The organism is Paraburkholderia sp. RL18-085-BIA-A (assembly GCF_046027075.1).
In the GTDB taxonomy this organism is placed as follows: domain Bacteria; phylum Pseudomonadota; class Gammaproteobacteria; order Burkholderiales; family Burkholderiaceae; genus Paraburkholderia.
In genome coordinates, this window is sequence record NZ_JARESU010000006.1 from 134,946 (window position 1) to 156,399 (window position 21,454).

The 21,454-nt window shown below is 62.1% G+C and carries 16 protein-coding genes; 10 read left to right on the plus strand and 6 right to left on the minus strand.

The genetic code is table 11. The features are described 5' to 3' along the window. The first annotated feature begins 9 nt into the window (after positions 1-9). From P0D89_RS06360 to P0D89_RS06380, 5 genes are all read left to right on the plus strand, one after another. Positions 10-1,995, plus strand: coding sequence for a beta-galactosidase (locus tag P0D89_RS06360; protein WP_408355650.1), 1,986 nt, complete (start codon positions 10-12; stop codon positions 1,993-1,995). Between the two features lie 71 nt (positions 1,996-2,066). Continuing rightward, a complete protein-coding gene (locus P0D89_RS06365) occupies positions 2,067-3,323 on the plus strand; it encodes an ABC transporter substrate-binding protein (RefSeq protein ID WP_408355648.1) in 1,257 nt (418 codons plus the stop codon). Between the two features lie 253 nt (positions 3,324-3,576). Next, complete coding sequence (locus tag P0D89_RS06370; protein WP_408355646.1) at positions 3,577-4,566, plus strand: carbohydrate ABC transporter permease; 990 nt, start codon at positions 3,577-3,579, stop codon at positions 4,564-4,566. Positions 4,567-4,577: 11 nt separating this feature from the next. Next, positions 4,578-5,429: a carbohydrate ABC transporter permease gene (locus P0D89_RS06375; RefSeq protein ID WP_408355644.1), complete on the plus strand. Its 852-nt coding sequence runs from the start codon at positions 4,578-4,580 to the stop codon at positions 5,427-5,429. A 235-nt stretch (positions 5,430-5,664) separates the two neighbouring features. After that, positions 5,665-6,579, plus strand: a complete 915-nt coding sequence (locus P0D89_RS06380) for a PhzF family phenazine biosynthesis protein (protein WP_408355642.1) — start codon at positions 5,665-5,667, stop codon at positions 6,577-6,579. A 44-nt stretch (positions 6,580-6,623) separates the two neighbouring features. Here the strand turns inward: P0D89_RS06380 and P0D89_RS06385 are convergent, their stop codons facing one another. Further along, complete coding sequence (locus tag P0D89_RS06385) at positions 6,624-7,280, minus strand: arylsulfatase (RefSeq protein ID WP_408355640.1); 657 nt, start codon at positions 7,278-7,280, stop codon at positions 6,624-6,626. Between the two features lie 192 nt (positions 7,281-7,472). Next, positions 7,473-9,665, minus strand: coding sequence for a hypothetical protein (locus P0D89_RS06390; RefSeq protein WP_408355638.1), 2,193 nt, complete (start codon positions 9,663-9,665; stop codon positions 7,473-7,475). A gap of 928 nt (positions 9,666-10,593) precedes the next feature. Here P0D89_RS06390 and P0D89_RS06395 point away from each other — a divergent pair. From P0D89_RS06395 to P0D89_RS06415, 5 genes are all read left to right on the plus strand, one after another. After that, complete coding sequence (locus P0D89_RS06395) at positions 10,594-10,926, plus strand: DUF2322 family protein (protein WP_408355636.1); 333 nt, start codon at positions 10,594-10,596, stop codon at positions 10,924-10,926. Positions 10,927-11,214: 288 nt separating this feature from the next. After that, positions 11,215-11,505, plus strand: a complete 291-nt coding sequence (locus P0D89_RS06400; RefSeq protein ID WP_408355634.1) for a hypothetical protein — start codon at positions 11,215-11,217, stop codon at positions 11,503-11,505. A gap of 351 nt (positions 11,506-11,856) precedes the next feature. After that, a complete protein-coding gene (locus P0D89_RS06405; protein ID WP_094780641.1) occupies positions 11,857-12,084 on the plus strand; it encodes a hypothetical protein in 228 nt (75 codons plus the stop codon). Positions 12,085-12,598: 514 nt separating this feature from the next. Further along, entirely contained in the window at positions 12,599-13,483 is an 885-nt protein-coding gene (locus P0D89_RS06410) for a M23 family metallopeptidase (RefSeq protein WP_408376227.1), read from the plus strand. 882 nt (positions 13,484-14,365) lie between these two features. Continuing rightward, positions 14,366-15,232 (plus strand): sterol desaturase family protein, encoded by an 867-nt coding sequence (locus P0D89_RS06415; protein WP_408355630.1) that lies wholly within the window; start codon positions 14,366-14,368, stop codon positions 15,230-15,232. Between the two features lie 58 nt (positions 15,233-15,290). Here P0D89_RS06415 and P0D89_RS06420 read toward each other — a convergent pair whose 3' ends face one another. From P0D89_RS06420 to P0D89_RS06435, 4 genes are all read right to left on the minus strand, one after another. Continuing rightward, positions 15,291-16,457 (minus strand): MFS transporter, encoded by a 1,167-nt coding sequence (locus tag P0D89_RS06420; RefSeq protein ID WP_408355628.1) that lies wholly within the window; start codon positions 16,455-16,457, stop codon positions 15,291-15,293. Further along, positions 16,454-17,248, minus strand: coding sequence for a DeoR/GlpR family DNA-binding transcription regulator (locus P0D89_RS06425; RefSeq protein ID WP_408355626.1), 795 nt, complete (start codon positions 17,246-17,248; stop codon positions 16,454-16,456). The genes P0D89_RS06420 and P0D89_RS06425 overlap by 4 nt, the downstream gene beginning before the upstream one ends. 211 nt (positions 17,249-17,459) lie before the next feature. After that, a complete protein-coding gene (locus P0D89_RS06430; protein ID WP_408355624.1) occupies positions 17,460-18,977 on the minus strand; it encodes a PepSY-associated TM helix domain-containing protein in 1,518 nt (505 codons plus the stop codon). A 68-nt stretch (positions 18,978-19,045) separates the two neighbouring features. Then, the gene (locus P0D89_RS06435; RefSeq protein ID WP_408355622.1) at positions 19,046-21,430 is read right to left on the minus strand and encodes a TonB-dependent receptor; all 2,385 of its coding nucleotides are present in this window, start codon (positions 21,428-21,430) and stop codon (positions 19,046-19,048) included. Positions 21,431-21,454: the final 24 nt, after the last annotated feature.

Genomic DNA, 21,454 nt, shown 5'->3' on the forward strand with positions numbered 1-21,454 from the left:
GACATTGGGATGCGCCTTGGAATCTGTTATTACCCGGAACACTGGCCTGAGTCGATGTGGGAAGACGACGCTCGCCGGATGAAAGCACTCGGCATCGAACAGGTGCGGATCGCCGAATTTGCGTGGAGCCGCATCGAGCCGACGCCTGGCGAATATGACTGGGGCTGGCTCGATCGCGCGATCGACGTGCTCGGCGCAGCCGGCCTGAAGGTCGTCATGTGCACGCCGACGGCGACGCCGCCCAAGTGGTTGATCGACCGTCATCCGGACATTCTGCCGATCGGCGCGGATGGCCGCCCGCGCGCGTTCGGCTCGCGGCGTCATTACGACTTCTCGTCGCCGTCGTATTTCGAGGCGTCGCAACGTATCTGCACGGCGGTCGCCGAGCGTTACGGCCAGCATCCGGCGGTCGCGTTCTGGCAAACCGATAACGAATTCGGCTGCCATCACACGGTTGTCAGCTATTCGCCGGCGGCGCTCGCGCGCTTTCGCGAATGGCTGAAGGCGCGCTATCGCACGATCGATGCATTGAACGACGCGTGGGGCACGGTGTTCTGGAGCATGGAGTACCGCAGCTTCGACGAGATCGACGCGCCGGTGGCGACCGTGACCGAAGCGCATCCTTCGCACCGCCTCGACTACCGGCGTTTCGCGTCCGACGAAGTGGCGCGCTACAACCGCATGCAGGTCGAGATCATTCGCGCTCATTCGCCGGGGCGGCCGGTCGCGCACAACTTCATGCAGCTCTTCACCGAGTTCGATCACTACAAGGTCGCGGCCGATCTCGATGTCGCGAGCTGGGACAGCTATCCGCTCGGCGCGCTCGAAGAGCAATGGTTCGCGCCGGACGTGAAGGCGCGCTGGCTGCGCTGCGGCCATCCCGACTTCGCGTCGTTCAATCACGATGTCTACCGTGGCATGTCGAAGCTGCCGTTCTGGGTGATGGAGCAGCAACCCGGTCCGGTGAACTGGGCGATGTGGAATCCGGCGCCGCTGCCCGGCATGGTGCGCCTCTGGAGCTGGGAGGCGTTCGCGCACGGCGCGGGCTGCGTGTCGTACTTCCGCTGGCGTCAGGCGCCGTTCGCGCAGGAGCAGATGCATGCGGGGCTGAACACGCCCGATAACCGGCTCGATGTCGGCGGCAACGAGGCGGGCCAGGTTGCCGACGAGATTCGCACGGTGCTGGCGGCGAATGCCGACGCGAACGCGGTGATCCGTTCGAAGGTCGCGCTCGTCTACGACTACGAGGCGAAGTGGCTGTTCGAGATTCATCCGCAAGGGGCGGACTTCCACTATCCGCGTTTCGCGTTCGAGTATTACTCGGCGTTGCGCGCGCTCGGACTCGATGTCGATATCGTGCCGGTGGACGCGTCGCTGGACGGCTATAGTCTGATCGTCGTGCCGCCGCTGCCGGTCGTACCGGACGATTTCGCGGTGCGGCTCGCGCGCTCGGGTGCGCAGGTCGTGCTCGGTCCGCGCACCGGTTCGAAGACCCGCGACTTGCGCATTCCGACGAATCTGCCGCCAGGTGCGCTGGCGTCGGTGCTGCCGGCGCGCATCTGGCGCGTCGAATCGTTGCGGCCGAACGTGACTGAAGGCGTGCGTCTCGCGGACAGCCAGGATGCGAGCGTTGACGACGGCCACGCGCGTCACTGGCGCGATTTCATCGACAGCGATGCGGCGGTGGCGCTCGACGTGCGCGCTCGTTTCGCGGACGGTCATCCCGCGTATGTGCGCAGCGGCGCGTTCCATTACTTCGCGAGCCTGTTCGACGACGCGCTCACGGTGCGACTATTCGAGCGGGTCGCGCTTGAGGCCGGCGTCACGACCATGCAGTTGGGCGACAACGTGCGCATCAGCCGGCGTGGCGCGCTCACCTACGCGTTCAACTACGGCGACGATACCCATACGCTCACCGATGTCGCCGACGACGCGTTCGTGATAGGTTCACGCGCACTCGCACCGCAAGGCGTGGCCGTGTACCGGTCGCGCTGACGCGGGCTTGACGAGGATTCCACGCAGTAACGATAACGACGCAAAATCAACGCATAAAGGAGACAGGCAACATGCAACTGAAACCACGCAAGATTCTGTTGGCACTCGCGCTGGCCGCCGCGGCTGTGGGGACCTCGGTCGTGAGTACGGCGTCGCAGGCCGGCACGCTCGCGATCAACATCGCGTACAAGGGTGCCAGCCAGCGCGCGGTGTGGCAGTCGGTGATCGACGAGTTCAAGAAGGCGCATCCTGGTGTCGACGTGAAGGTGTCGTTCGTCGACGAGGAAGCGTACAAGGTGCAGTTGCCCGGCTGGCTCTCCACGGTCGCACCCGATGTGGTCAACTGGCATGACGGTGAACGCATGGCGTATTACGCCCAGCGCGGCCTGTTCGAAGACCTGAGCGGCGACTGGGCGAAGAACGGCTGGAACGACATGTATGCGTCGACCAAGGAAGCGTCGTCGTATAAGGGCAAGCAGTATGCCGCGCCGACCGTGTACTACTCGTGGGGCATGTTCTATCGCAAGGATCTGTTCGAGAAGGCCGGCATCAAGGGCGAGCCGAAAACGTGGGATGAGTTTCTCGATGCCGCCAAGAAGCTGAAGGCAGCCGGCATCACGCCGATTGCCGTCGCGGGGCGTGATGCGTGGACGCTCGCCGGCTGGTTCGACTATCTGGATCTGCGGCTGAACGGCAACGCGTTCCATCAGAAGCTGATGGCGGGCGAGATTCCGTACACCGATCCGCGCGTGAAGAAGGTCTATACGACGTGGAAGCAACTGCTCGACGCCGGTTATTTCATCGACAACTCGCTGTCGTACGATCTGGACGCGGTACAGCCGTTCCTGTTCCAGGGCAAGGCCGCGATGATGCTGATGGGCACGTTCATCACCGCGGGTTTTCCGCCGAACGTGAAGCCGCAAATGGGCTACTTCCAGTTCCCGGTGATCGACTCGAAGGTGCCGACGGCGGAAGACGGGCCGGTCGAATCGCTGCACATTCCGTCGAAGGCGAAGAACAAGGCGGATGCGCACGCGTTTCTCGCGTTCGTCGAAACGCCCGAGATCGGCGCGCAGCTCGCGACCGGGCTCGGCTCGTTGTCGGCGAACAGCAAGTCGCCCGAACCCGAGGAGCCGATCTCGAAGATCGGCTTCCAGATTCTGGCCAACACGAAGGGCGGCATCGCGCAGTTCTACGATCGCGATATGACCAAGGAAATGGCCGACGAAGGGATGAAGGGGATGCAACAGTTCGTCTCCGATCCCACCAAGCTCGACGAAGTGCTCGCACAACTCGAGCAGACCCGCAAGCGCATCTACAAGAAGTGAGCGGTGGCGGCCGTGAGGCCGCTATCTGTTGCATTGGATCGGCAACTATTTTGCATGGGATCAGAGTAGGCGCTAAAGCGTGTCGACCCGGAGTTGGTGTTTTAGCACCTACTCCGGTCTCATGCTCGGCGCCAAGTCTGGTCGACAGCTTTGCATGGGACCAGAGTAAGGCGCTAAAGCGCCAACTCTGATCGACAGCTTTGCATGGGATCAGAGTAGGCGCTAAAGCGCCAACTCTGATCGACACAGGAGAATGATCGTGTCGCATTCCGTCAGCCGTCACACTGTCGGCGGTCCTGTAGAACCCGGCGGCCCTGGCCTGCCCGCATCGGGCGGCGCGCTGCGCGGCGGGCCGCCGGCCACGCAACTCCAGCGCCGGCGCCGTCCCACGCCGACCGCGCGGCGGCAGCGGCGCGCCGCGTTCCTGTTTCTCGCGCCGGCCTGCGTGATGGTCGCGATCTACGTCGTGTGGCCGATCCTGTCGACCATTCGCCTGAGCTTCTTCAACTGGGACGGCATGACCGAGCCGTCGTTCATCGGTCTCGCGAATTACATCGAGCTGTTTCACACGCCGACGTTCTACACGGCACTCAGGAACAACCTGATCTGGCTGGTGCTGTTCCTGCTCGCTCCGCCGATGGGGCTCGCGGTCGCGCTGTATCTGAATCAGGCGGTGGCCGGCATTCGCATCGTCAAGTCGCTGTTCTTCGCGCCGTTCGTGTTGTCGGGTGTGGTGGTCGGCCTGATCTTCTCGTGGTTCTACGACCCCACGTTCGGCCTGCTCGCGCTGATTCTCGGCCACGGCGTGCCGGTGCTCGGCGACCCGCGCTACGCAACGCTCGGGATCGTGTTCGCGGCGCTCTGGCCGCAAACCGCGTACTGCATGATCCTGTACCTCACCGGCCTGACGGCGCTGAACGCCGAGCAGATCGAGGCCGCGCGCATGGAAGGCGCGCACGGCTGGTCGATGTTGTGGCACGTGATCCTGCCGCAACTGCGCCCGACCACGTTCATGGCGATCGTCGTCACCATCATCGGCGCGTTGCGTAGTTTCGATCTGATCTCGGTGATGACCGGCGGCGGTCCGTTCGAAAGTTCGACCGTGCTCGCGTATTACATGTATGACCAGGCGATCAAGTATTACCGCATCGGCTATTCGGCGGCGGTGGCGGTCGTGCTGTTCGGCATCATGCTGGTGTACATCGTCTATCACTTGCGGCGGATGCTGCGCACCGAGCAATAAAGGAACCGATCATGTTTCCGATTCCGATCGAAAAATGGAAGCCGGCCGCGCGCCGCACGTACAAACTGACCTTGCCCATCGCGCTACTGATCTGGCTGCTGCCGATGATCGCGGTGCTCGTCACGTCGGTACGCTCGACCGAAGAACTGAGCGAGGGCAATTACTGGGGTTGGCCGAAGCACTTCGCGATGTTCGACAACTATCGCGAGGCGTTGACCACGTCGCCGATGCTGCATTACTTCTGGAACAGCGTGCTGATCACGGTGCCGGCCGTGATGGGTTCGATCGCACTGGCGGCGATGGCCGGATTCGCATTGGCGATCTACCGGTTTCGCGGCAATTCGACGTTGTTCGCGACGTTCGTCGCGGGGAACTTCGTGCCGGTGCAGGTGTTGATGATTCCGGTGCGCGATCTGTCGTTGCAACTCGGCTTGTTCAATACGGTAAGCGCGCTGATTCTGTTTCATGTGTCGTTTCAGACGGGTTTTTGCGCGCTGTTTCTGCGCAACTTCATCAAGCAGTTGCCGTTCGAGCTGGTCGAGGCAGCACGGATCGAAGGCGCGAACGAGTGGACTGTGTTCTTCAGGATCGTACTGCCGTTGATTCGTCCGGCGCTCGCGGCGTTGGCCATTCTCGTGTTTACGTTCGTGTGGAACGACTATTTCTGGGCGTTGTGTCTGACACAAGGCGATGATGCCGCGCCGATTACGGTCGGCGTCGCCGCGTTGAAAGGGCAGTGGACGACGGCGTGGAATCTCGTTTCGGCGGGCTCGATTCTGGCCGCGCTGCCATCGGTCGCGATGTTCTTTGCAATGCAGAAGCATTTTGTTGCCGGCTTGACGTTCGGGGCGACGAAGGGGTGAGGGTGTAGGTGTTGCGTGTTGTTTTGTTGTCTGTTGCTTGTTGCCAGGAGAAGGGTTGCCCGCGAAAGCGGGCTTTTTTTTTTGCGTCTTTTTCTTCTGACTTCGTCAGGTCGACTAGACGATCAATTGCCGGGGTTGGTCTGGTCTGCGTGAATGAAATTGTCTCTGTCGTATCGGCGACTCATGGCGAAAATAGGCATAACATTGGAAAGCCAACACCCAGTCGAGGAACGTTATGAATCGCCGCTACGTCACCGCCGATGTATTCACGGACAAGAAATTCAGCGGCAATCCGGTTGCCATCGTGCTCGATGCGCAAGGCTTGTCGATCGCCCAGATGCAGGCCATCGCGAGCGAGTTCGGATACAGCGAAACGACGTTCGTGCTGCCGCCGCGCAATCCCGCTCACACTGCATGGGTGAGAATCTTCACGCCGAGCCGCGAAATACCTTTCGCCGGACATCCGAACATCGGCACGGCGTTCGTGCTCGCAGCAAAGGCGGCATTGCGGCAGCAGCCATTGCCGGACTTGCTCGTCTTCGAGGAGATAGCGGGCCTCGTTCCGGTGAGGCAACTGAAAGAGGGCGACACCGTCGTCGGCGCCGAACTCGTCGCACCGGAGCCGTTGACGCGATTGTCGCAAGTCTCCGCAGGACGGGTCGCGGCCTGTCTATCGCTCACCGCCGACGATGTTCTCGTCAACACGCATGCACCTCAGGTTGCGTCGGTCGGCCTGCCGTTTCTGGTGGTTGAACTCGCTTCACGCGACGCGTTGCGGCGCTGCATACCGAATCTCGCCGCGTACAAAGGTCTGCTGCCGATTGACGGCGCGGTGTCCATTTACGCTTATACGCGCGATGCCGATACCGCCAGCGCGGGAACGATCTGCGATCTCGACGCGCGGATGTTCACGCCGCGCATGACCGAAGATCCCGCCACCGGCAGCGCGACAGCCGCGACGGCCGCCCTCATTGCCGAGGTTCGCGGCTTGTCGGAATTGTCGTTGTGCGTCGCGCAAGGCGTGGATATGGGACGCCCGAGTGTCCTGTCAGTGAAGGTCGATACGCGCGATGACCGGGCAGAGGTTCGGGTCGCCGGAAAATGCGTGAGTGTGATGGAAGGCTCGTTTGAACTTGCGGGTGAGCACTGACTGTCGTTTCCATCGACGTTTCAAGTTCCGGACGCGCGTTCCTGTCAGGCGCTCACCGAACGTTCGCCGAACTGTTGCATCACGGCGCGCAGCGTGGCGTGCGCGCTATCGAGCGGGCGCCTGCCTTTGCCGACGAGTTGCACAGCCGGCGCCATCCACGGATGAGCGAACGCGACGACGGTTGCGCCTGCGTCATACGCATCATCCGCCGACGCTGCGATCGCCGCGAAGCATGCGTCGAGATCGCCGCTCTGGAACAGCGCCCAAGCCCGTGCGAGATGGACGATTTCGACGGACGCGGTGTTTTCGCGCGCATGCTCGGTGAACAGCTTGCGCGTGGACTCGATCGCGGATTCAGCGGCGCACAATACGACAATTGTTCCGCCAGCTCTCGCTGACGCGGCGGCCAATGCGGCGTCGGCTCTGACGATCGGCGCAGGCGAACTTTCGACATCGGCGACAGCGGGGCCAAGCGTCGCGCACGTCAATACGACGGCATCGGCGTTGGCTGCGAGTCCCAGCAGACAGTGGCTTGTCTGATTGCGCACGTCGACGGGGAATGTTCCCGCCTGCTGAACCGCCTCGCGCAAATCCGGCCTTACTTCATGATGAAGATCGTCGGGCCGCAGACCAAGGTCACGGGCGGCCTGTTCGAATACCTGTCTGTTTCCGTCGATCGTGTGCAGAAAAGAAATGCGCATGGGCGTTACCTCGGTGAAGCGGTCTGGGTCGACCGCTATTCCGTCATTGTTGCGAGGACTTGCGTGGCCAACAAGACAACCTCTGCTACTGGTATGGCTGCTACCTCCCTTCGTTCGAGCCACAATTGAAAAGCTCGCAACGCATGTGCATATGCCGGCCTTCGAAAGAAGGCCGGCACAACATGGCTACGCTCAGTTGGCCACGTCAGCGTATTTCAGCGTCCAGCTCAATGTGCGATTGCCGCCGCCCGTCAGCGCGAACGGACGCGTCGTGCAAGCGAAGTTCGAATGCAACTGCCCGATCGGCGTGGTCGACAGCGGATTGGTGACGCCGCCCGCCATTTCGAAGTTGGACAGCGCACAACTGTCGAAGCCCGTGGCGCCGTAGTTGGTTGCGCTGCTGTTCGTATAGTTGACCGAGAAGCCATCGCTATTCGCGGTGGTGTTCTGGAAGTCCGCGAAAGACGTGAAGTCCGTCTCGACCGACAGGTTGCCGGCCAACGTCGTGGAACTCAGCGTATCGGTTCGCGTCATCGTGCCCTGGCTGAACGTCAATACGGTATGAACCTGCAGGTCGAGATCCGAAGCGTACGTTGCATTCTTCGTGGCCTGCCTGAATCTGGCCGTGTCGAACGTCACCACCACCTGGCCATTATTTTCCTGCACGTTCAGATTCTTGTAATAGGTGACAGGAATATAGGTTTTGCCGTTATAGGACACCTGCGGAATCAGCAATGCGTAGCCGAGATCCGTCGTGCCGTAGATCAGCTTGTCGGAAGAAGGAGTCGGGTAGTAAGGCGTGTACGAGTTGTAATCGGGCGCCTGGCTCAGATTCAGATTGATGACCCGCTTGCCGTCGCGCACGGTGATGAGCGCGGCGCTATACGGATGCGCGGTATCGGTGGGCAGGTTGTACCAGGTGAGCGTGTAATGCGGCTTCGTATTCAGCCACGCTTGCAGGTCGGAATCGGACATCGGCGCTTTGCCGTTGAAGCCGAGCTTGTCCCACCACGCATTCACATACATGTACTGGTGCAGCAGGCTGAAGTTTTCGCCCATCACGCGAGGCTTGCCGCGATACGCGTCGGTGCCGCGCCCTTTGACCCACATGTTCACTGACGGAGTCGGCAAGGTCGGGTCGTACCAGAAGGTGTCGAAACGATAGGCCGCCTTGTAGATGAACGAATAGGCCACCTGCATTTCCTGCGGGCTCAACACGCCCGCATTGGCCGCCGCGGTCAGGACTTCCATGAATGCCGAATCGCCGTACGGGCCGATCGAGCGGCCATAGTTGAAGCCCTCGCCGTCGGCATTGAGTTGCGGAAGAATCAGATCGACCGATTTGCGCAGATACGATTTCAATTCCGGCGTCAGGTTGGCCTCGTTGCCCATTTCCAACGTTCGCTCGGTGACTTCGCCGATCAGCAGCGTGCTGTAGCGGTCGAAACGGGCCTGGTCGTAATAGGTCGTGTGGGTGTTCGAGGCTTCGTCGGAAAAGCCGCCGGAAGAATCGTTGCGGATGTGATTGGTGAGCGTGTACAGCAGCGCGTCGCGTGCGCCCATCGTGGCGACCGCCGGATCGGTGGCGGACGAGAACGTCGGATTGCTCCAGCCGAGTTTTTGTCTGAGCCCCGCAATGCCATAAGAGACCGCGTAGTAGTTTTGAGCGGTGTTCAGCGAGGCCACGTCGATCGGCACGCCGGCAGCGGGGCAGGTATTCGTTTTGCCGCTCGCGTCCGCGCCGAACATGTCGCAGAAGGTCAGGCGGTTTTGCAGCGTTGCCAGCATCGCGTCGCTGAAGATTTCGTTGAGCATGCCGTGCGCCTTGAAGTTATTGAGCGCGACAAGGTAGTAGTACTCGCCCCAGGACGTGTTCGCATACATGTAATTGGCGCCGTTCATCTGCGTCATCATGGCGGTCGTTATTTTCTGGTAGGTCGCCAGGTAATCGGCGTAGGCCGGGTCGCCCTTCGTTTTCATGTCGATCAGGATGTACGACAGGCCGAGCGCCAGCTTGCCGGGCAGGAATTTATCGCCGGTGTTCGTATCCAGCACGTGAACCGGGCTGCCGTCGCCGAGATCCATCACCACTTGCGTGAAATCAGGCGCTTTCTTGATCAGATCGAATAACGCTCTCATCTGTCCCATCATCGTGATGGGGATGCCCGCGCCTGATTGCACGCTCGTGTCGGCCGCACCGTAGACAACCCCGTGAAGCGAAATGGCGCCGCCTTTTGACGGATCGTCGGGGGTCGTGACCGGCGACGTGGGAGGCGAGGTCGGGGGACTGTTCGAGCCGTCGCTCGTGCCGCCGCATGCGCTGAATAGAAGAGCCGTGGCGGTGCTTAGTGCAAATGCAAGCGAAGTTTTTCGTGGTGAAAGCATTTTTGTCTCCAGATTTTAATTTAATTTCATGCCTGATTGACCTTTTATTGCGGTGCTATTTATTCGTTTTTATCTCCTTTAGTAAATTGAGAATAAGAGCTTTTCCCTGAATATTTATGGCGCGAATTTCGTATCCAACCTTTTGCGCCTCGTAAGCCGGATTGCGGTATATGCGCATATCATCAGTCGTCAGACAACATATCCGGAGGTGACAATAGGCTGCCACCGTCACCGCATCCTCCACTTTGCCCTGCGACATCGCCTATAAAAGACTTAAGCGGGTGTCGCTGCGGCGCACCATTGCAATGATAGGGTCGCGTAATCCACCCCAAGAAAAATTTTGTAAGTCATAGGAGATCATATCTCAAGGAAAATGGCAAGTCGGATGAAAGCCCGGGAAGCGCTGCGTTCGGCCGGGCGCCCCGTTATCAATCCGCATACCGATTTCAGCGATGTTTAAATTGAAGGAAGAGAATGCGGAATTGAGTGGGAAATGCATATGCAATTTTCATCGCATCGAAGGACTGATTTCGCATTTGGCGACGCGCAGCGCAACTACATTCATAAGCGCAACGAAATGCTCGCGTGTCACGATGCCGACGTTCGCGCGCAGAGCAGGTTTGCCGTTCACTTCGAAGGGGCGAAGTGAAACGTTTGCGAGCCTGGATTCGAACCGGCCTGCACTATCGAACAGGTTACGTGTGCAGAAAGACCGCCATCAATCCACGCTGCCGTTCTATGCCCAAGGCTGCAAGCATTCTTGCTCATTTATGTAGGACTCCGTCGCACTGTTCACGCCGGTCGAGCGGGTTATGTCGAGCACACTATGCTCGCTGTAATCACTCGATCACTCCGACGCCGCCGCGCACCCCCATCGGATAAGATACGGCCCGCCATGCAATTTTTAGAACGGAAGGAGTGTTTTTCTATGATTCAACCCAGCAAAGTGTTCAAGGAGAACCTTGCCAAGATGCCCGCCATCGACGGTATCGCACGTATCGATCTGGTGGATGGCAAGGGCGCCGTGGTCGCGAGCATCGAGAACAAGCCGGGCAAGCAGGGCTCGCTCACGGTATACAACTATCTGCGCGAGACATTCAGCTCGCTGGACGCGAACGCGGCTGAACACGGTCTCGCGTTGTTCGCCGAACACACGGCCGACGCGCGCACCCGTCCCGGCGCGCATCCGAACGTCGACCTGCTGCTCGCGATCGCGGCGGGCGGCGACACATTGCGCGTCGACGTGATCCCCGCTGCTTGAGGCGAGGCGTTTCGCGGTCGGGATAGTTGGCGTTATTTGCTGACGTCAGGTGCGCCGTGGCCCTCGGCGGATTTCCCCGCACGAGGGCGGCGAACAGGCCCGTCGCAAAGCGAACCCGCGAGCTGACGCAAGCGGCTCGCGGGCCTTGGCGGCCCACTTATTCTTCAGTAGAAAGCCACGTTTTCCGCAACGCTTCGGATTGGCTTGAAAATCGGCTTCTGTTCGAGAGATTGAACATCGCGGGTCCGTTGCAAACTGACATCGTGCCAATCCCGCCAGGAGCCTGCGATGTCTTCCCGCCACGACAAAAATCATCCGTTCGAAACCGGCTTGCCGGAGATAGGCACGTCCGACTGGAACCGCCCGTCGGCGGCCGCCGACGCCAGCACGATGCACGAGCTGCAACGCGCGTCGGAAATGGTGTTGCAGCTCGCGACGCAGACGCACGCAGCGGTCGCGCGCAATGACATGGTTAGCGCGCAAGTGGCGCGCGCGTCGCTCGAAAAGCAACTGACGCAGACCACGCGGATGATCGACGAGCTTCTGTTCGGCGCCTCCGGCCAACCGACAACGCACTAAGCGACCGCCTGGCCCGACCGTATCAATCGCAATCTCGACCTTCCGAATACCGAAATGAGCGCTTTGACGATAGTTCTCTGCATCTGGGCCATGGTTGCCCTGTGCGCGATACTTTTTATCCGTGGCGCCAGTCCGCGCGTCGAGCGTCCGGCGAAATCGCCGCAAAGCCGTCCGTCGCGGTATTCGATGGCGGAGTAACGGCGTTCACGCGCAGGCCGGTCGTTAGCACTTGCGCGCGCCAGGCAATCCATCCGTTGCATGCCGCCATGGCAAGACCCGGCGGGGGTAACATGAAGTGCGCCAGCGCTCACGCTGGCTTGCACTGACGATGCCTTCACCGGAGGTTTTCGCATGGACACTCATTCGATTCTCGGCATGATGCATGCCGAAGAGGCTTTGCTGGTCTCCATCGTGCGGTCGTTGCCCGCCGACATCAAACGCACCATCGCCAACGATTTTCACGAGCAGGTCGAACTCGCCGAAACGTCGCATCTGAACCCGACAACCGATCGCGAAGCGAGCGACGCGTTCAAGGCTCACATGCGACGGCTGTCGAACATGCTGGCTTCGTTGTCTTGACGGCAGACGGCGGCACGAAGTATCGAGGGATGAACAGAGCAAGCGTCAAATGAAACCGCCGGAAGCAGCATTGACTCGCGATTCGCGCGCGAGGAAAGGGCGCGTATACCGCGGGGAACATGAGACGCCGGCCGGCCAACAATTCGCGCCGCCCGCACCCGCACAAACTCGTTGGCATCCAGCACATCAAGCGTTCGCACGCGCGCTCACTGGTTTATTAGGGGGCAGCTTAAGTTCGACTTAAGAAAGCATCCCTAGGCTTGCCAGCAGTTTTTACGCAGCGCCTTACGCAGTGCCCGCAGGCGTTGATTCAATGAACCCACCTGTACGTGCGTGTCGTCGGCGCATGTGACGGTCGACCGCTTGGCTCTAGTCAATGCCTCTATCTGTAGCTCGCGTCCTGCCTGGGCGCGCCGGCAAAATCGTTTTTGTGTGTGCGATCAGTTCCGTGTGCGCGGCTTACCTCGTGAGCCATGAGCGTACCGCGCGTACCGACGAACCCGACGTCTCCCTGGTGAGCAAAGATTCCGCTCGGCCTGCCGCCGCTTCGCAGGCCGCCGCGTCCTCGGCTGCCGTTGAAGCGGCGCCTGCCGCGTCGAGCGCACCCGCAACTAAACCCCTCGCGTTCACCGTGAAGAAGGCCACGATCGAGCACAGCTTCTCGGCCGCCGCGCAAAGCATGGGCGTCGATGCGGGCACGACGGCGATGCTGGCGCGCGCATTCCACGGCGATCTCAACTTCTCGCGCGACCTGCGGCCAGGGGACCGCGTGAGCGCGGTATTCGAAGAAAGTAGCGACAGCGAAGCCGCGCGTGAACCGCTGGCGGTTCGCGTCGTTCGCGGGGTAACCGCGCACGACGTATTCCTGTACAAGGATCTCCAGGGCAAGCCCTTCTACTATTCGAAAGACGGCGCGAATACCAACCCTTCTTTCGACCGCTATCCGTTGGACTTTACGCGGGTGTCCTCGGGATTTTCGTTACGTCGTTTCGATCCCGTGCTGCATCGCTGGCAAAGTCACGACGGCGTCGATCTTGCCGCGCCGATCGGCACGCCCGTGCACGTGACGGCGCGCGGGGTGGTCCGCTTCATCGGCCGGCAGACCGGCTATGGGAAGGTGATCGTGATTCAGAACCCGCCGCCGTATTCGACCACCTTCGCCCATCTGTCGCGTTTCGCGAAAGGGCTGCGCCGCGGCAGCCACGTGAGTCGCGATCAGGTGATCGGATATGTCGGCGAAACCGGCTGGGCGACTGGCCCGCACTTGCACTACGAGGTTCACGTGCACCACGTGCCGCATGATCCGCTGACGGTCGAATTGCCGCAGAAGACGCCGCTGCACGCCGCCGAAATGCAGCAGTTCAAGGCCCGTGTGGCGGAGTTGACAGCGCTGCTGTGAACCGGCGCGTGCCATTGCCGGGCCCGGTATTCGCGGGCACCCGAGCGGTTGCAGATCGCTAACTGTCTGCGATGAAATAGTGAGTCGTCGCCTGCCTGCAGGTTGTTCGAGCGGCCCCGTCGCCGTCTCAGTTTTGCGACACATCGGACCTCGCCCGGAACTGCTGCCTGGATCAATCAGGCAGCGGTATATCTGACCGAAGCGTTCGGCGACGCTTTGCCAGTCAAGCCGCCTACGGGTTTTCCAGCGCCCGCGAGATGACAGGCCGGCGAGCGCGCGGAAGCGCTGCCACATGACGCGACAGCGTCTCAACCACGATTCATCGAGTGCCGTTAAGTGGGCTCCAAACCGCGCATTGGCCCGAGCGCCATTGTCGGGCAAGGATTTGAGGCCTCATGGCATGGCCGTTGCGTTACGACAGTCACAAAACAAAAACACGTTGCAGCCGGCAACGGACCAGCATAAGAAGTGAATAAATTCCGGCAGCAGCACTGTCTTCGCGGATAGCGTTCGGGGAGGTCAACGCGTTTGCGAAGTGCGGCGGGGTTAACATAGAACGGATGTCGATAAAACGGCGACACTGGCGGCCGGTACTCAAGGTATCGACCGCCCGTGATCGTGACGACGTGACGCGGTAACCTCGCCACTTTTTCCCGAGCCCAGGAACGGGGCAGGGCGCTGCTTCGCAGCGTGTCCCTGTCGACGAGCCGCGCTTCACACGACGCTTGCGCGCTGCCCAGCGGACTGCGAAGATCGCATTAACGCGCCCGTTGCTCTGCCGACGTATAGTGTTTCCGCGCTTCCCGCGCGGTTGCCCGCAACCGCAACGGTGCGCAGCGCAAGACCAGCGGCTCCGAGTGCACCGCATCACCGGGGAATCACATGTTTGCGTCAAGCCCGTTTGCCGGCCTGCTGCACCACGCGAGTCTTTGGCTCCAGGCGTATGCGCTCGTGCTGGTGATGATGGCCGTGGGTGCGACGCTGGAGCGCCGCTGGCCGGCCACATTGCTGCAATCGCGCTCGACGCAGCGTCTGAACATGGCCTATGCCGCTTTGTATCTGGCGCTCGTGGAAGCGGTGAAGCCGCTGACAGCCGCGGCCAGCGTCGCCATCGTGAACGCGCTCGGCGGCGGCATGGTCGTGCTGGTGTCGCGTGGATGGGGCGCGCTGGCGTCGTTCGTGATCGTGCTGCTCACCATCGACCTGCTCGAATACGCGTTTCACCGTCTGCAGCACACGTGGCCCGTGTTGTGGAAGCTGCATTCGCTGCACCATAGCGCGGTCGACTTCAATGTCACGGTGACGCTGCGGCATCACTGGTTTGAAGTTCTGATCAAAGGCTGTCTGCTTTATCCGCTGGTGGGCGTGCTATTCAAGGTCGAACCGTGGATCGTCGGGCTGACTTCCTTCGTGTTCATGTTCGGCAATTACTTCGCGCATCTGAATCTGCGCGTGGACCTGGGCCGCTACGTCACGTGGGTCAACAATCCGCAATATCATCGCTTGCATCATTCGATCCGCGCCGAACATTTAGACCACAACTTCACGCAACTGCTGCCGTTGTGGGACCACCTGTTCGGCACGCTGTGGGTGCCGGCGAAGCACGAGTGGCCGGCAACGGGGCTCGACGGTGGCGCACAGCCGCACTCGCTGCTCGGCGCCATCAGCTGGCCGTTGGACCTGCATGCGGGACGCGCGGCGGTACTCGGTCGCGAACCTGCCGCGCTGCTGGACAAAGAGACGAAATAATCGCCGCTGGCCGCGCGCAGGCACCGGTTGGAGTTCACGCGCGGCAAGCGGCGCCGCTCTACGCGAGCCGCGCGCTGCGCACTGCCTTGCCGCCGAGCACGCACACAATCAACGCAGCCATCACGAGCACACACAGCGCAACGCGCAAGCCGAGCAGGCCCGCGCCGAGACCGATCAACGGCGGCCCGACCAGGAACCCGGCATAGCCCGCAGTAGCCGCCATCGACACGCCAATCGCCGGCGTGACAGTCGAGCGGCCCGCCGCGCTGAAAATCACCGGGACGATATTCGCGAGGCCGACGCCGACCATCGCAAAGCCCACGCACGCGGTGAGCACCGTCGGCAGGCTGAGCACCAGGGCGAGCCCGGCCATCGCGATCAGACCGCCGAGCGCGACCACCCGGCTCGAGCCGAAGCGGCGCACGGACACATCGCCGACGATGCGGCACGCCGCCATCGAGAACGCGAACGCGGAATAGCCGATCGCGGCGACACTGGCCTCCTGGTTCAATGTCGAACGCAAATACACCGCGCTCCAGTCGGCCACCGCGCCTTCCACCAGCATGCAGAGGAACGCGAGCAGCGCGAGTTTCATCACGCCGCCGCTGGGCCACGCGAAGCCGCTTGACGTCGCGGCCGCGCGCGGCCCGAGGTCGCGCAATGCCAGCAGTGCAGCGCAGACGATCAGGACTGCGATGAACGCGGCCGGCGCCAGCAGACCACCGCTCACGCTAACGCCGCTTTTGAGCAGCATCGCGCCGGTTGCCGCGCCGAGCAGTCCGCCCGCGCTCCAGGCCGCATGAAACGACGACATGATCGGCGCGCGCCATTGCGTTTCGATGGTGCTGGCGTGACCGTTCATCGACACGTCCAGCGCGCCGTTCGCCGCGCCGAGCGCGAGCAACACGATGCAAAGCGTGACCAGGTTGGGCGCGAACGCGGGCAGCGGCAGCGTGATGACGAACGCCACGCCGAGCAGCGCGGTCGCGCGGCCACTGCCGTAACGCGGCGCGAGTTGCCCCGCGAGCGGCATCGCGACGATCGCGCCCAGTGCGAAGGCGAACAGCGCGAGGCCGAGCGAGGTGTCGCTGAGCGCCAGGCTTTCCTTGATGCGCGGCACTTCGACCGCCCACGCGCCGATCCCGAAGCCGTTCGCGAGAAATACGCCGATGGTCGCGATGCGCTCCTTCAGCGGCTTGATGTGAGAAGTGGCGAGCGAGGTCATGAGCGCGCCACCATCACGTTGTCGCAGACCGCTTCGAGACTCGCGAGCCGCGCGGCCGGCACGTCGGCTTCGACGAACAGATAGTCGACGGCCGATGCCGGCGCAACCGCGAAAGGCGCGGCGGTCATCAGCTTTTCCGAGGTCAGCGCGATCGCGATCTGACCGCTAGCTTTCACCATGGCCCGTTTGAGTTCGGCATCTTCGGCGTCGAATGCGGCGACGCCTTCGTCGGGGTCGAGCGCGCACGCGCCGAGGAAGCACAGGTCGGCGCGGATTTGCTGGAGTTGCAGCAGGGCGGTCGCGCCGAGCGAGCCCGCCGCGCCACGCGCGATGCGCCCGCCAATCAGGATCACGTCGAAGCCCGGCCGATTCAGCAGGCGGATGCATGCCTCGGGCGAATTCGTCACGACGGTCAGCCCCGCGTTGTCGGGCAGCGCGGCGGCGATCGCGGCGTTGGTCGAACCGGCGTCCAGCAGAATCACCTGCTTCGGACGGACGATCGAAGTCGCCGCGGCGGCGAGGCAGGCCTTGCGATCCACGGCTTCGCTCATGCGGACCGCGGCTGGCTTGTCGGCGGGCGAGATCAGCAGGGCGCCGCCGTACACGCGCTTGCAGTGCCCCTGTTCGGCCAGATCGCGCAGATGGCGGCGCACCGTGTGCTCGGAGGTCTGGAGTTCGGCGGCCAGCGCCGCCGCCAGCACGCGCCCGTGCGTGCGTAGCCGCTCCAGAATCACCTGCTCGCGCTGCTCGGGCAGCAGTCCGTTCATCGCTTCTTCTCGCGTTCGCTGCATTGAGCCCACCTTGCCGTCGGCTGTTGATCGATCATAAACGAGCAAAATGTAGCGTAAATGTGCAGTGAGCGCAATTTGCATTGCAACGCGCGAAATCTTCTGATGATTGAAGTCCCGCGTGGCTACGGCGCGCCGGTGCCGGATGCGCGGTGCGAGAGCTTGATCAGCTTGCCGCGCCGCGTCACATCCGTGCTACTTCCGAGTGTGGCGACTAGACGCTGTTCAGGCGCCGCGTGGTCCGCCCAACAATCATCCGGTCGACGACCCATGCCGCGACGAGCGTGGCGCCCATCAACGGAAACACAATGCCGAGCAGAATAAGGCCGGTTTTCCAGCCGCGCATCGGCGGCGTGTCGCGTTCGCGCGACGGTCCGCCGAGCGAGCGCTGCGGCCGCCGTTTCCACCACATCACACATCCGGTCGCGGCCATCGCGGCGAGCCCGAGTGAAATCGCCGCGCAGAGAATCTGATTGACGACGCCGAAATAGCGGCCCATATGCAAGGACGTGCCGTACGACACCGCCTTCGACACCGCGCCGTAGTCGGCGTAACGGATGTCCTTCAACACCGCACCGCTGTATTGGTCGATGTATAGCGTGCGCTCTTCTTTCGGATTGCCAGGAAAGTACGACACCGTGTAGACGCCGGTCGCGGAGGTTGGCAGCACGATGCTGTAGCCGTCCATCACGCCAAGCGATGCGGCGATTGCGACGATGCGTCCGAGCGGCAACGGTTGCGGCGCGTCGGCGTCGGCAGAGTCCGGGTTGGAAGAGGGCACGCGCGAATTGCCGACCGCCCACGGCGTGAGCGGAAGCGGCAAATCGTCCATCACCATGCCGGGCATCGAGTCCATTTGCGCCGAATGGGCGCCATGTTCATCGTGCGCGTGATGTGCGGCGTTCGCGGCATTCGTCTCGACCGCCCGGCTTCGCTCGACACGTTCGCCAGATAGCGCGGAGCGCAACGGCAGGCCGCCCCACGAGCCCGGCGGCGCGCCGAGACTCGCGGCGCTCGCGAACGCTTTGAACTGCTTGCCCCACGAACCCGACCAGGGCAGGCCCGTCAACACGAACGCGAGTGCGCCGAGCGCGAGCCAGATGCCCATCACCGCGTGCAGGTTCTTCCACAACGCGCGCCCGTTCAGCGAGAAGCGCGGCAGCAGCGCGGCGCGCGCAGTGGTTTTCTCGCGCGGCCACCACAGCGCGATGCCGGTGCCGATCATTACCAGCGTCCAGCAGGCGGCCAACTCCATCAGCAGCTCGCCCGGTTTGCCGAGCAGCAGCTTGTGGTGAAGCATCCGGTCCACCTGCATGAAGCGGCGCTCGACACTGAGGGTGCCGAGCACGTCGCCGTTGTACGGGTTCAGATAGACGCTTTGTTTTTCGCCGTCTGCGAGACGGAAGATGAATTCGGCGCTGCGGCGCGGATCGTTCGTGATCATCGCGGTCACCGCGGCAGAGCCCGGCGGCATCGCCGCGCGCGCTTTCGCAAGCAGTGCGTTGTCGGGCAGCCGTGGCGCCGCCCGCGATTCGACGACCAGGCGGTGACGATAAAGCAGCGGTTCGATTTGCGGCTGGAAGCAATACAGCGTGCCGGTGATTGCGAGCACAACCAGAAACGGCATCACGAAGAGGCCGGCGTAAAAGTGCCATCGCCAAAGCGTCCGATAGCCTGGGTTCGTCGTGCCGGTTGCAGAGCTAACGCGTTGGGCGGCGGTAGTGGTGGACATGGAATCCTCGTCAAGCGGAAATAGGTCGGTCGGTTTGCGCGCGTGAATGAAGTACTCAAATCGCGTACTCAGATGCGCAGCTTCGCTTCCACATAGAACGTGCGGCCCGGATACGGGTGATAAACGAAGTAGCGCGCGTCGAACAGGTTGTCGACGCCGATGCCTACTTCGCTCAGCTTGGTCGGCCTGAAGGTGAACTTCGCGTCCGCCACCGTGTACGAACTGGTGCCGCCGAATACATCGGGATTGGTGTCGGTATTCGTGAGCGTGTTGTATTGGCGACCCGAATAGCGCGCGGCGAGCGTGAGCGCCGCGCGTTCGTCGAAGTGATAGGTCGCGGCGATATCCGCGCGCCACAGCGGAATCCGATAAAAGTACTTGCCGACCGTGGCATGGTTCTGCGCGTTGGCGATGATCTTCGACTGCGTGTAAGCGACGCTCGCCAGAAGGTCCAGCCCGCGCACCAGTACGTCCTGTCCCGAGTAGCTCGTTTCGACCCCGCGCGAGCGGACCTTGCCGATGTTCTGGAAGTTCGTCACGTTGGGAATCACGGTCGTGTCGGTCTGGCTGAAGATCGTGTTCTTCACGTCGTCCTGAAACAGCGAGAAGCGAAACACGCCGTTCCAGTGAGCCCATTCGGCGGTCAGTTCTTTCGAGAGGTCGTCCTCGGGTTTCAGATTCGGATTGTTGTTGACGATCGACGAGCCATTGATTTGCCCCTGGAACAATTCGCTGACGGTCGGGAACCGGTACGCGCGGCCGATGGACGCGCGCAAGATCAGATCGTCGCTCACGTCGAACGACAGCGAGGCTTTCGGCGAGAAGTGACGCTCGCTCGCATCACTGAACGCGATGGTCTTGCCGGGCAGCGACTGCGATCCGTCATAGGCTTGCCAGTCCTCATAGCGCACGCCGTAGACGAGCTTCCAGCGCGGCAGAAAACGCCATTCGTCCTGCGCGTACAGCGCCTGGGTCTGCGTCTTGCCGACGAACGCGTTGGCAAACGAGGCCGCGTCGCCGTCGCGCCAGTTCAGCGTGTTGTAGCTCTGGTTGTCGAGGAAGTAGTTGTCGTAGTGATAGCCGAAGCTCAGTGCGTGATTCGCGAGACCGGTCTGCGTCGTCGCCGGCGTGTACGTGCTGCGCAGGTCGAGCGTTTTCCAGCCGGTGCCGTCGCCGAAGATGACCGTGCCAGGACCATTGCCCGGCGCGCCGGAATTCGCGGTGCGCGCGACGCTATTGCCGATGTCGTAGTACGAGGCAACCGCTTCCCCGTTCCAGCCCGTGGCGTTGCGCGTTTTCAGCGACACGCCGTACAGCCAGTTCTCGCTGTGACCCAGACTCGGCGCGAACGCGGCAGCGGGAATCGTGTATCGATAGCCGCCGATCGACACCGTGCCGCTGTATACCAGGTTGCCGTTCGCATCGCGCAGGAAGCTGGATGTCTGGCTGTCGTAGGTCTGGTGCCAGTAGCCAAGCGTGAAGCCCGCCTGCAGCGTTGGCGTGAAGTCGTATTGCATCTTCAGCTTGAACTGGTCCTGTACCGTGTGCTCGATGCCTTCGCCGTTCACACCGAGTACGGCGGTTGGCGTATTGGTCTGGTTGTTGTAGAAATACGCGCCGGTCACGGGCGTGTCGCCGGGTTTCACGGGCGTGCCCCATTGTGCGAGCGTGGCGAATTGCAGTGGTTGGCTGGTGTTCTCCAGATGGTTCACGCCGAGCAGATACGAGAACTTGCCGATCCGATCGCCAATCGACGCGCTCATTTCGCTGCCGTTGAAATTCCGGTTCACGCCGTACAGGCTGAAGTGCTGCGTGAACGCCTTGACATCCGCGTTGACTTCGAATTGCTTCGGCATGCGCGTGGTGATGAGCACCGTCGCGCCGAGGGAGTTGCCCGGATATAGCGCGGGAAACGGCCCGTAGATCACGTCGACCTGTTGGATCTCGTCCGGATACACCATCGACCAGCGGGGCGCAAAACCAAAGTTGTTGCCGAGCAGGTTGGAAAGCAACAGGCCGTCCGCGTAGACCAGACCGCGCGCGCTTTGCGCGTTGCTGGTGCCGCGCACGGCGATGAGCGAATTCAGATCGCCGATGAAGCGCTTGCGCACCGCGAGGTTCGGCGTGTACTTCAGCACGTCCTCGGTGTTGACGACGTTCCAGTTGCCGAACTGCTCGCGGGTGACGGTTTCGACGGACGCAGGCAGGTTCGGATCGACGGCGCGCGGCGAGTCGTTTGCACTCGCGCTCGCGGTGACGCTCACCGCGGGCAGCGTGGCGTCGGTGGTCGAGCTATCGGCGTGGGCGGGCGACGAGACGAAGGCCGGCACGAACGCCGGGATCAGCGCGGGCCAATACGCTGGAAACAGCGGCTGGGATAGCCGTCGAAACGGGATGCCGTGAGCTTCACGGCGGACGCAAAAGGGCAGTCTTCGCAGGGCGAAGTTGAACATGAACGTTTCCTTGATGCATTGAAC

Bases quoted from the DNA above. Each gene is read 5' to 3' on its own strand.
- P0D89_RS06425 (WP_408355626.1), bottom strand. From the start codon at position 17,248: ATGCAGCGAACGCGAGAAGAAGCGATGAACGGACTGCTGCCCGAGCAG.
- P0D89_RS06395 (WP_408355636.1), top strand. From the start codon at position 10,594: ATGATTCAACCCAGCAAAGTGTTCAAGGAGAACCTTGCCAAGATGCCC.
- P0D89_RS06365 (WP_408355648.1), top strand. From the start codon at position 2,067: ATGCAACTGAAACCACGCAAGATTCTGTTGGCACTCGCGCTGGCCGCC.
- P0D89_RS06370 (WP_408355646.1), top strand. From the start codon at position 3,577: ATGATCGTGTCGCATTCCGTCAGCCGTCACACTGTCGGCGGTCCTGTA.
- P0D89_RS06405 (WP_094780641.1), top strand. From the start codon at position 11,857: ATGGACACTCATTCGATTCTCGGCATGATGCATGCCGAAGAGGCTTTG.
- P0D89_RS06385 (WP_408355640.1), bottom strand. From the start codon at position 7,280: ATGCGCATTTCTTTTCTGCACACGATCGACGGAAACAGACAGGTATTC.
- P0D89_RS06375 (WP_408355644.1), top strand. From the start codon at position 4,578: ATGTTTCCGATTCCGATCGAAAAATGGAAGCCGGCCGCGCGCCGCACG.
- P0D89_RS06430 (WP_408355624.1), bottom strand. From the start codon at position 18,977: ATGTCCACCACTACCGCCGCCCAACGCGTTAGCTCTGCAACCGGCACG.
- P0D89_RS06420 (WP_408355628.1), bottom strand. From the start codon at position 16,457: ATGACCTCGCTCGCCACTTCTCACATCAAGCCGCTGAAGGAGCGCATC.
- P0D89_RS06360 (WP_408355650.1), top strand. From the start codon at position 10: ATGCGCCTTGGAATCTGTTATTACCCGGAACACTGGCCTGAGTCGATG.
- P0D89_RS06380 (WP_408355642.1), top strand. From the start codon at position 5,665: ATGAATCGCCGCTACGTCACCGCCGATGTATTCACGGACAAGAAATTC.
- P0D89_RS06435 (WP_408355622.1), bottom strand. From the start codon at position 21,430: ATGTTCAACTTCGCCCTGCGAAGACTGCCCTTTTGCGTCCGCCGTGAA.
- P0D89_RS06390 (WP_408355638.1), bottom strand. From the start codon at position 9,665: ATGCTTTCACCACGAAAAACTTCGCTTGCATTTGCACTAAGCACCGCC.
- P0D89_RS06400 (WP_408355634.1), top strand. From the start codon at position 11,215: ATGTCTTCCCGCCACGACAAAAATCATCCGTTCGAAACCGGCTTGCCG.
- P0D89_RS06415 (WP_408355630.1), top strand. From the start codon at position 14,366: ATGTTTGCGTCAAGCCCGTTTGCCGGCCTGCTGCACCACGCGAGTCTT.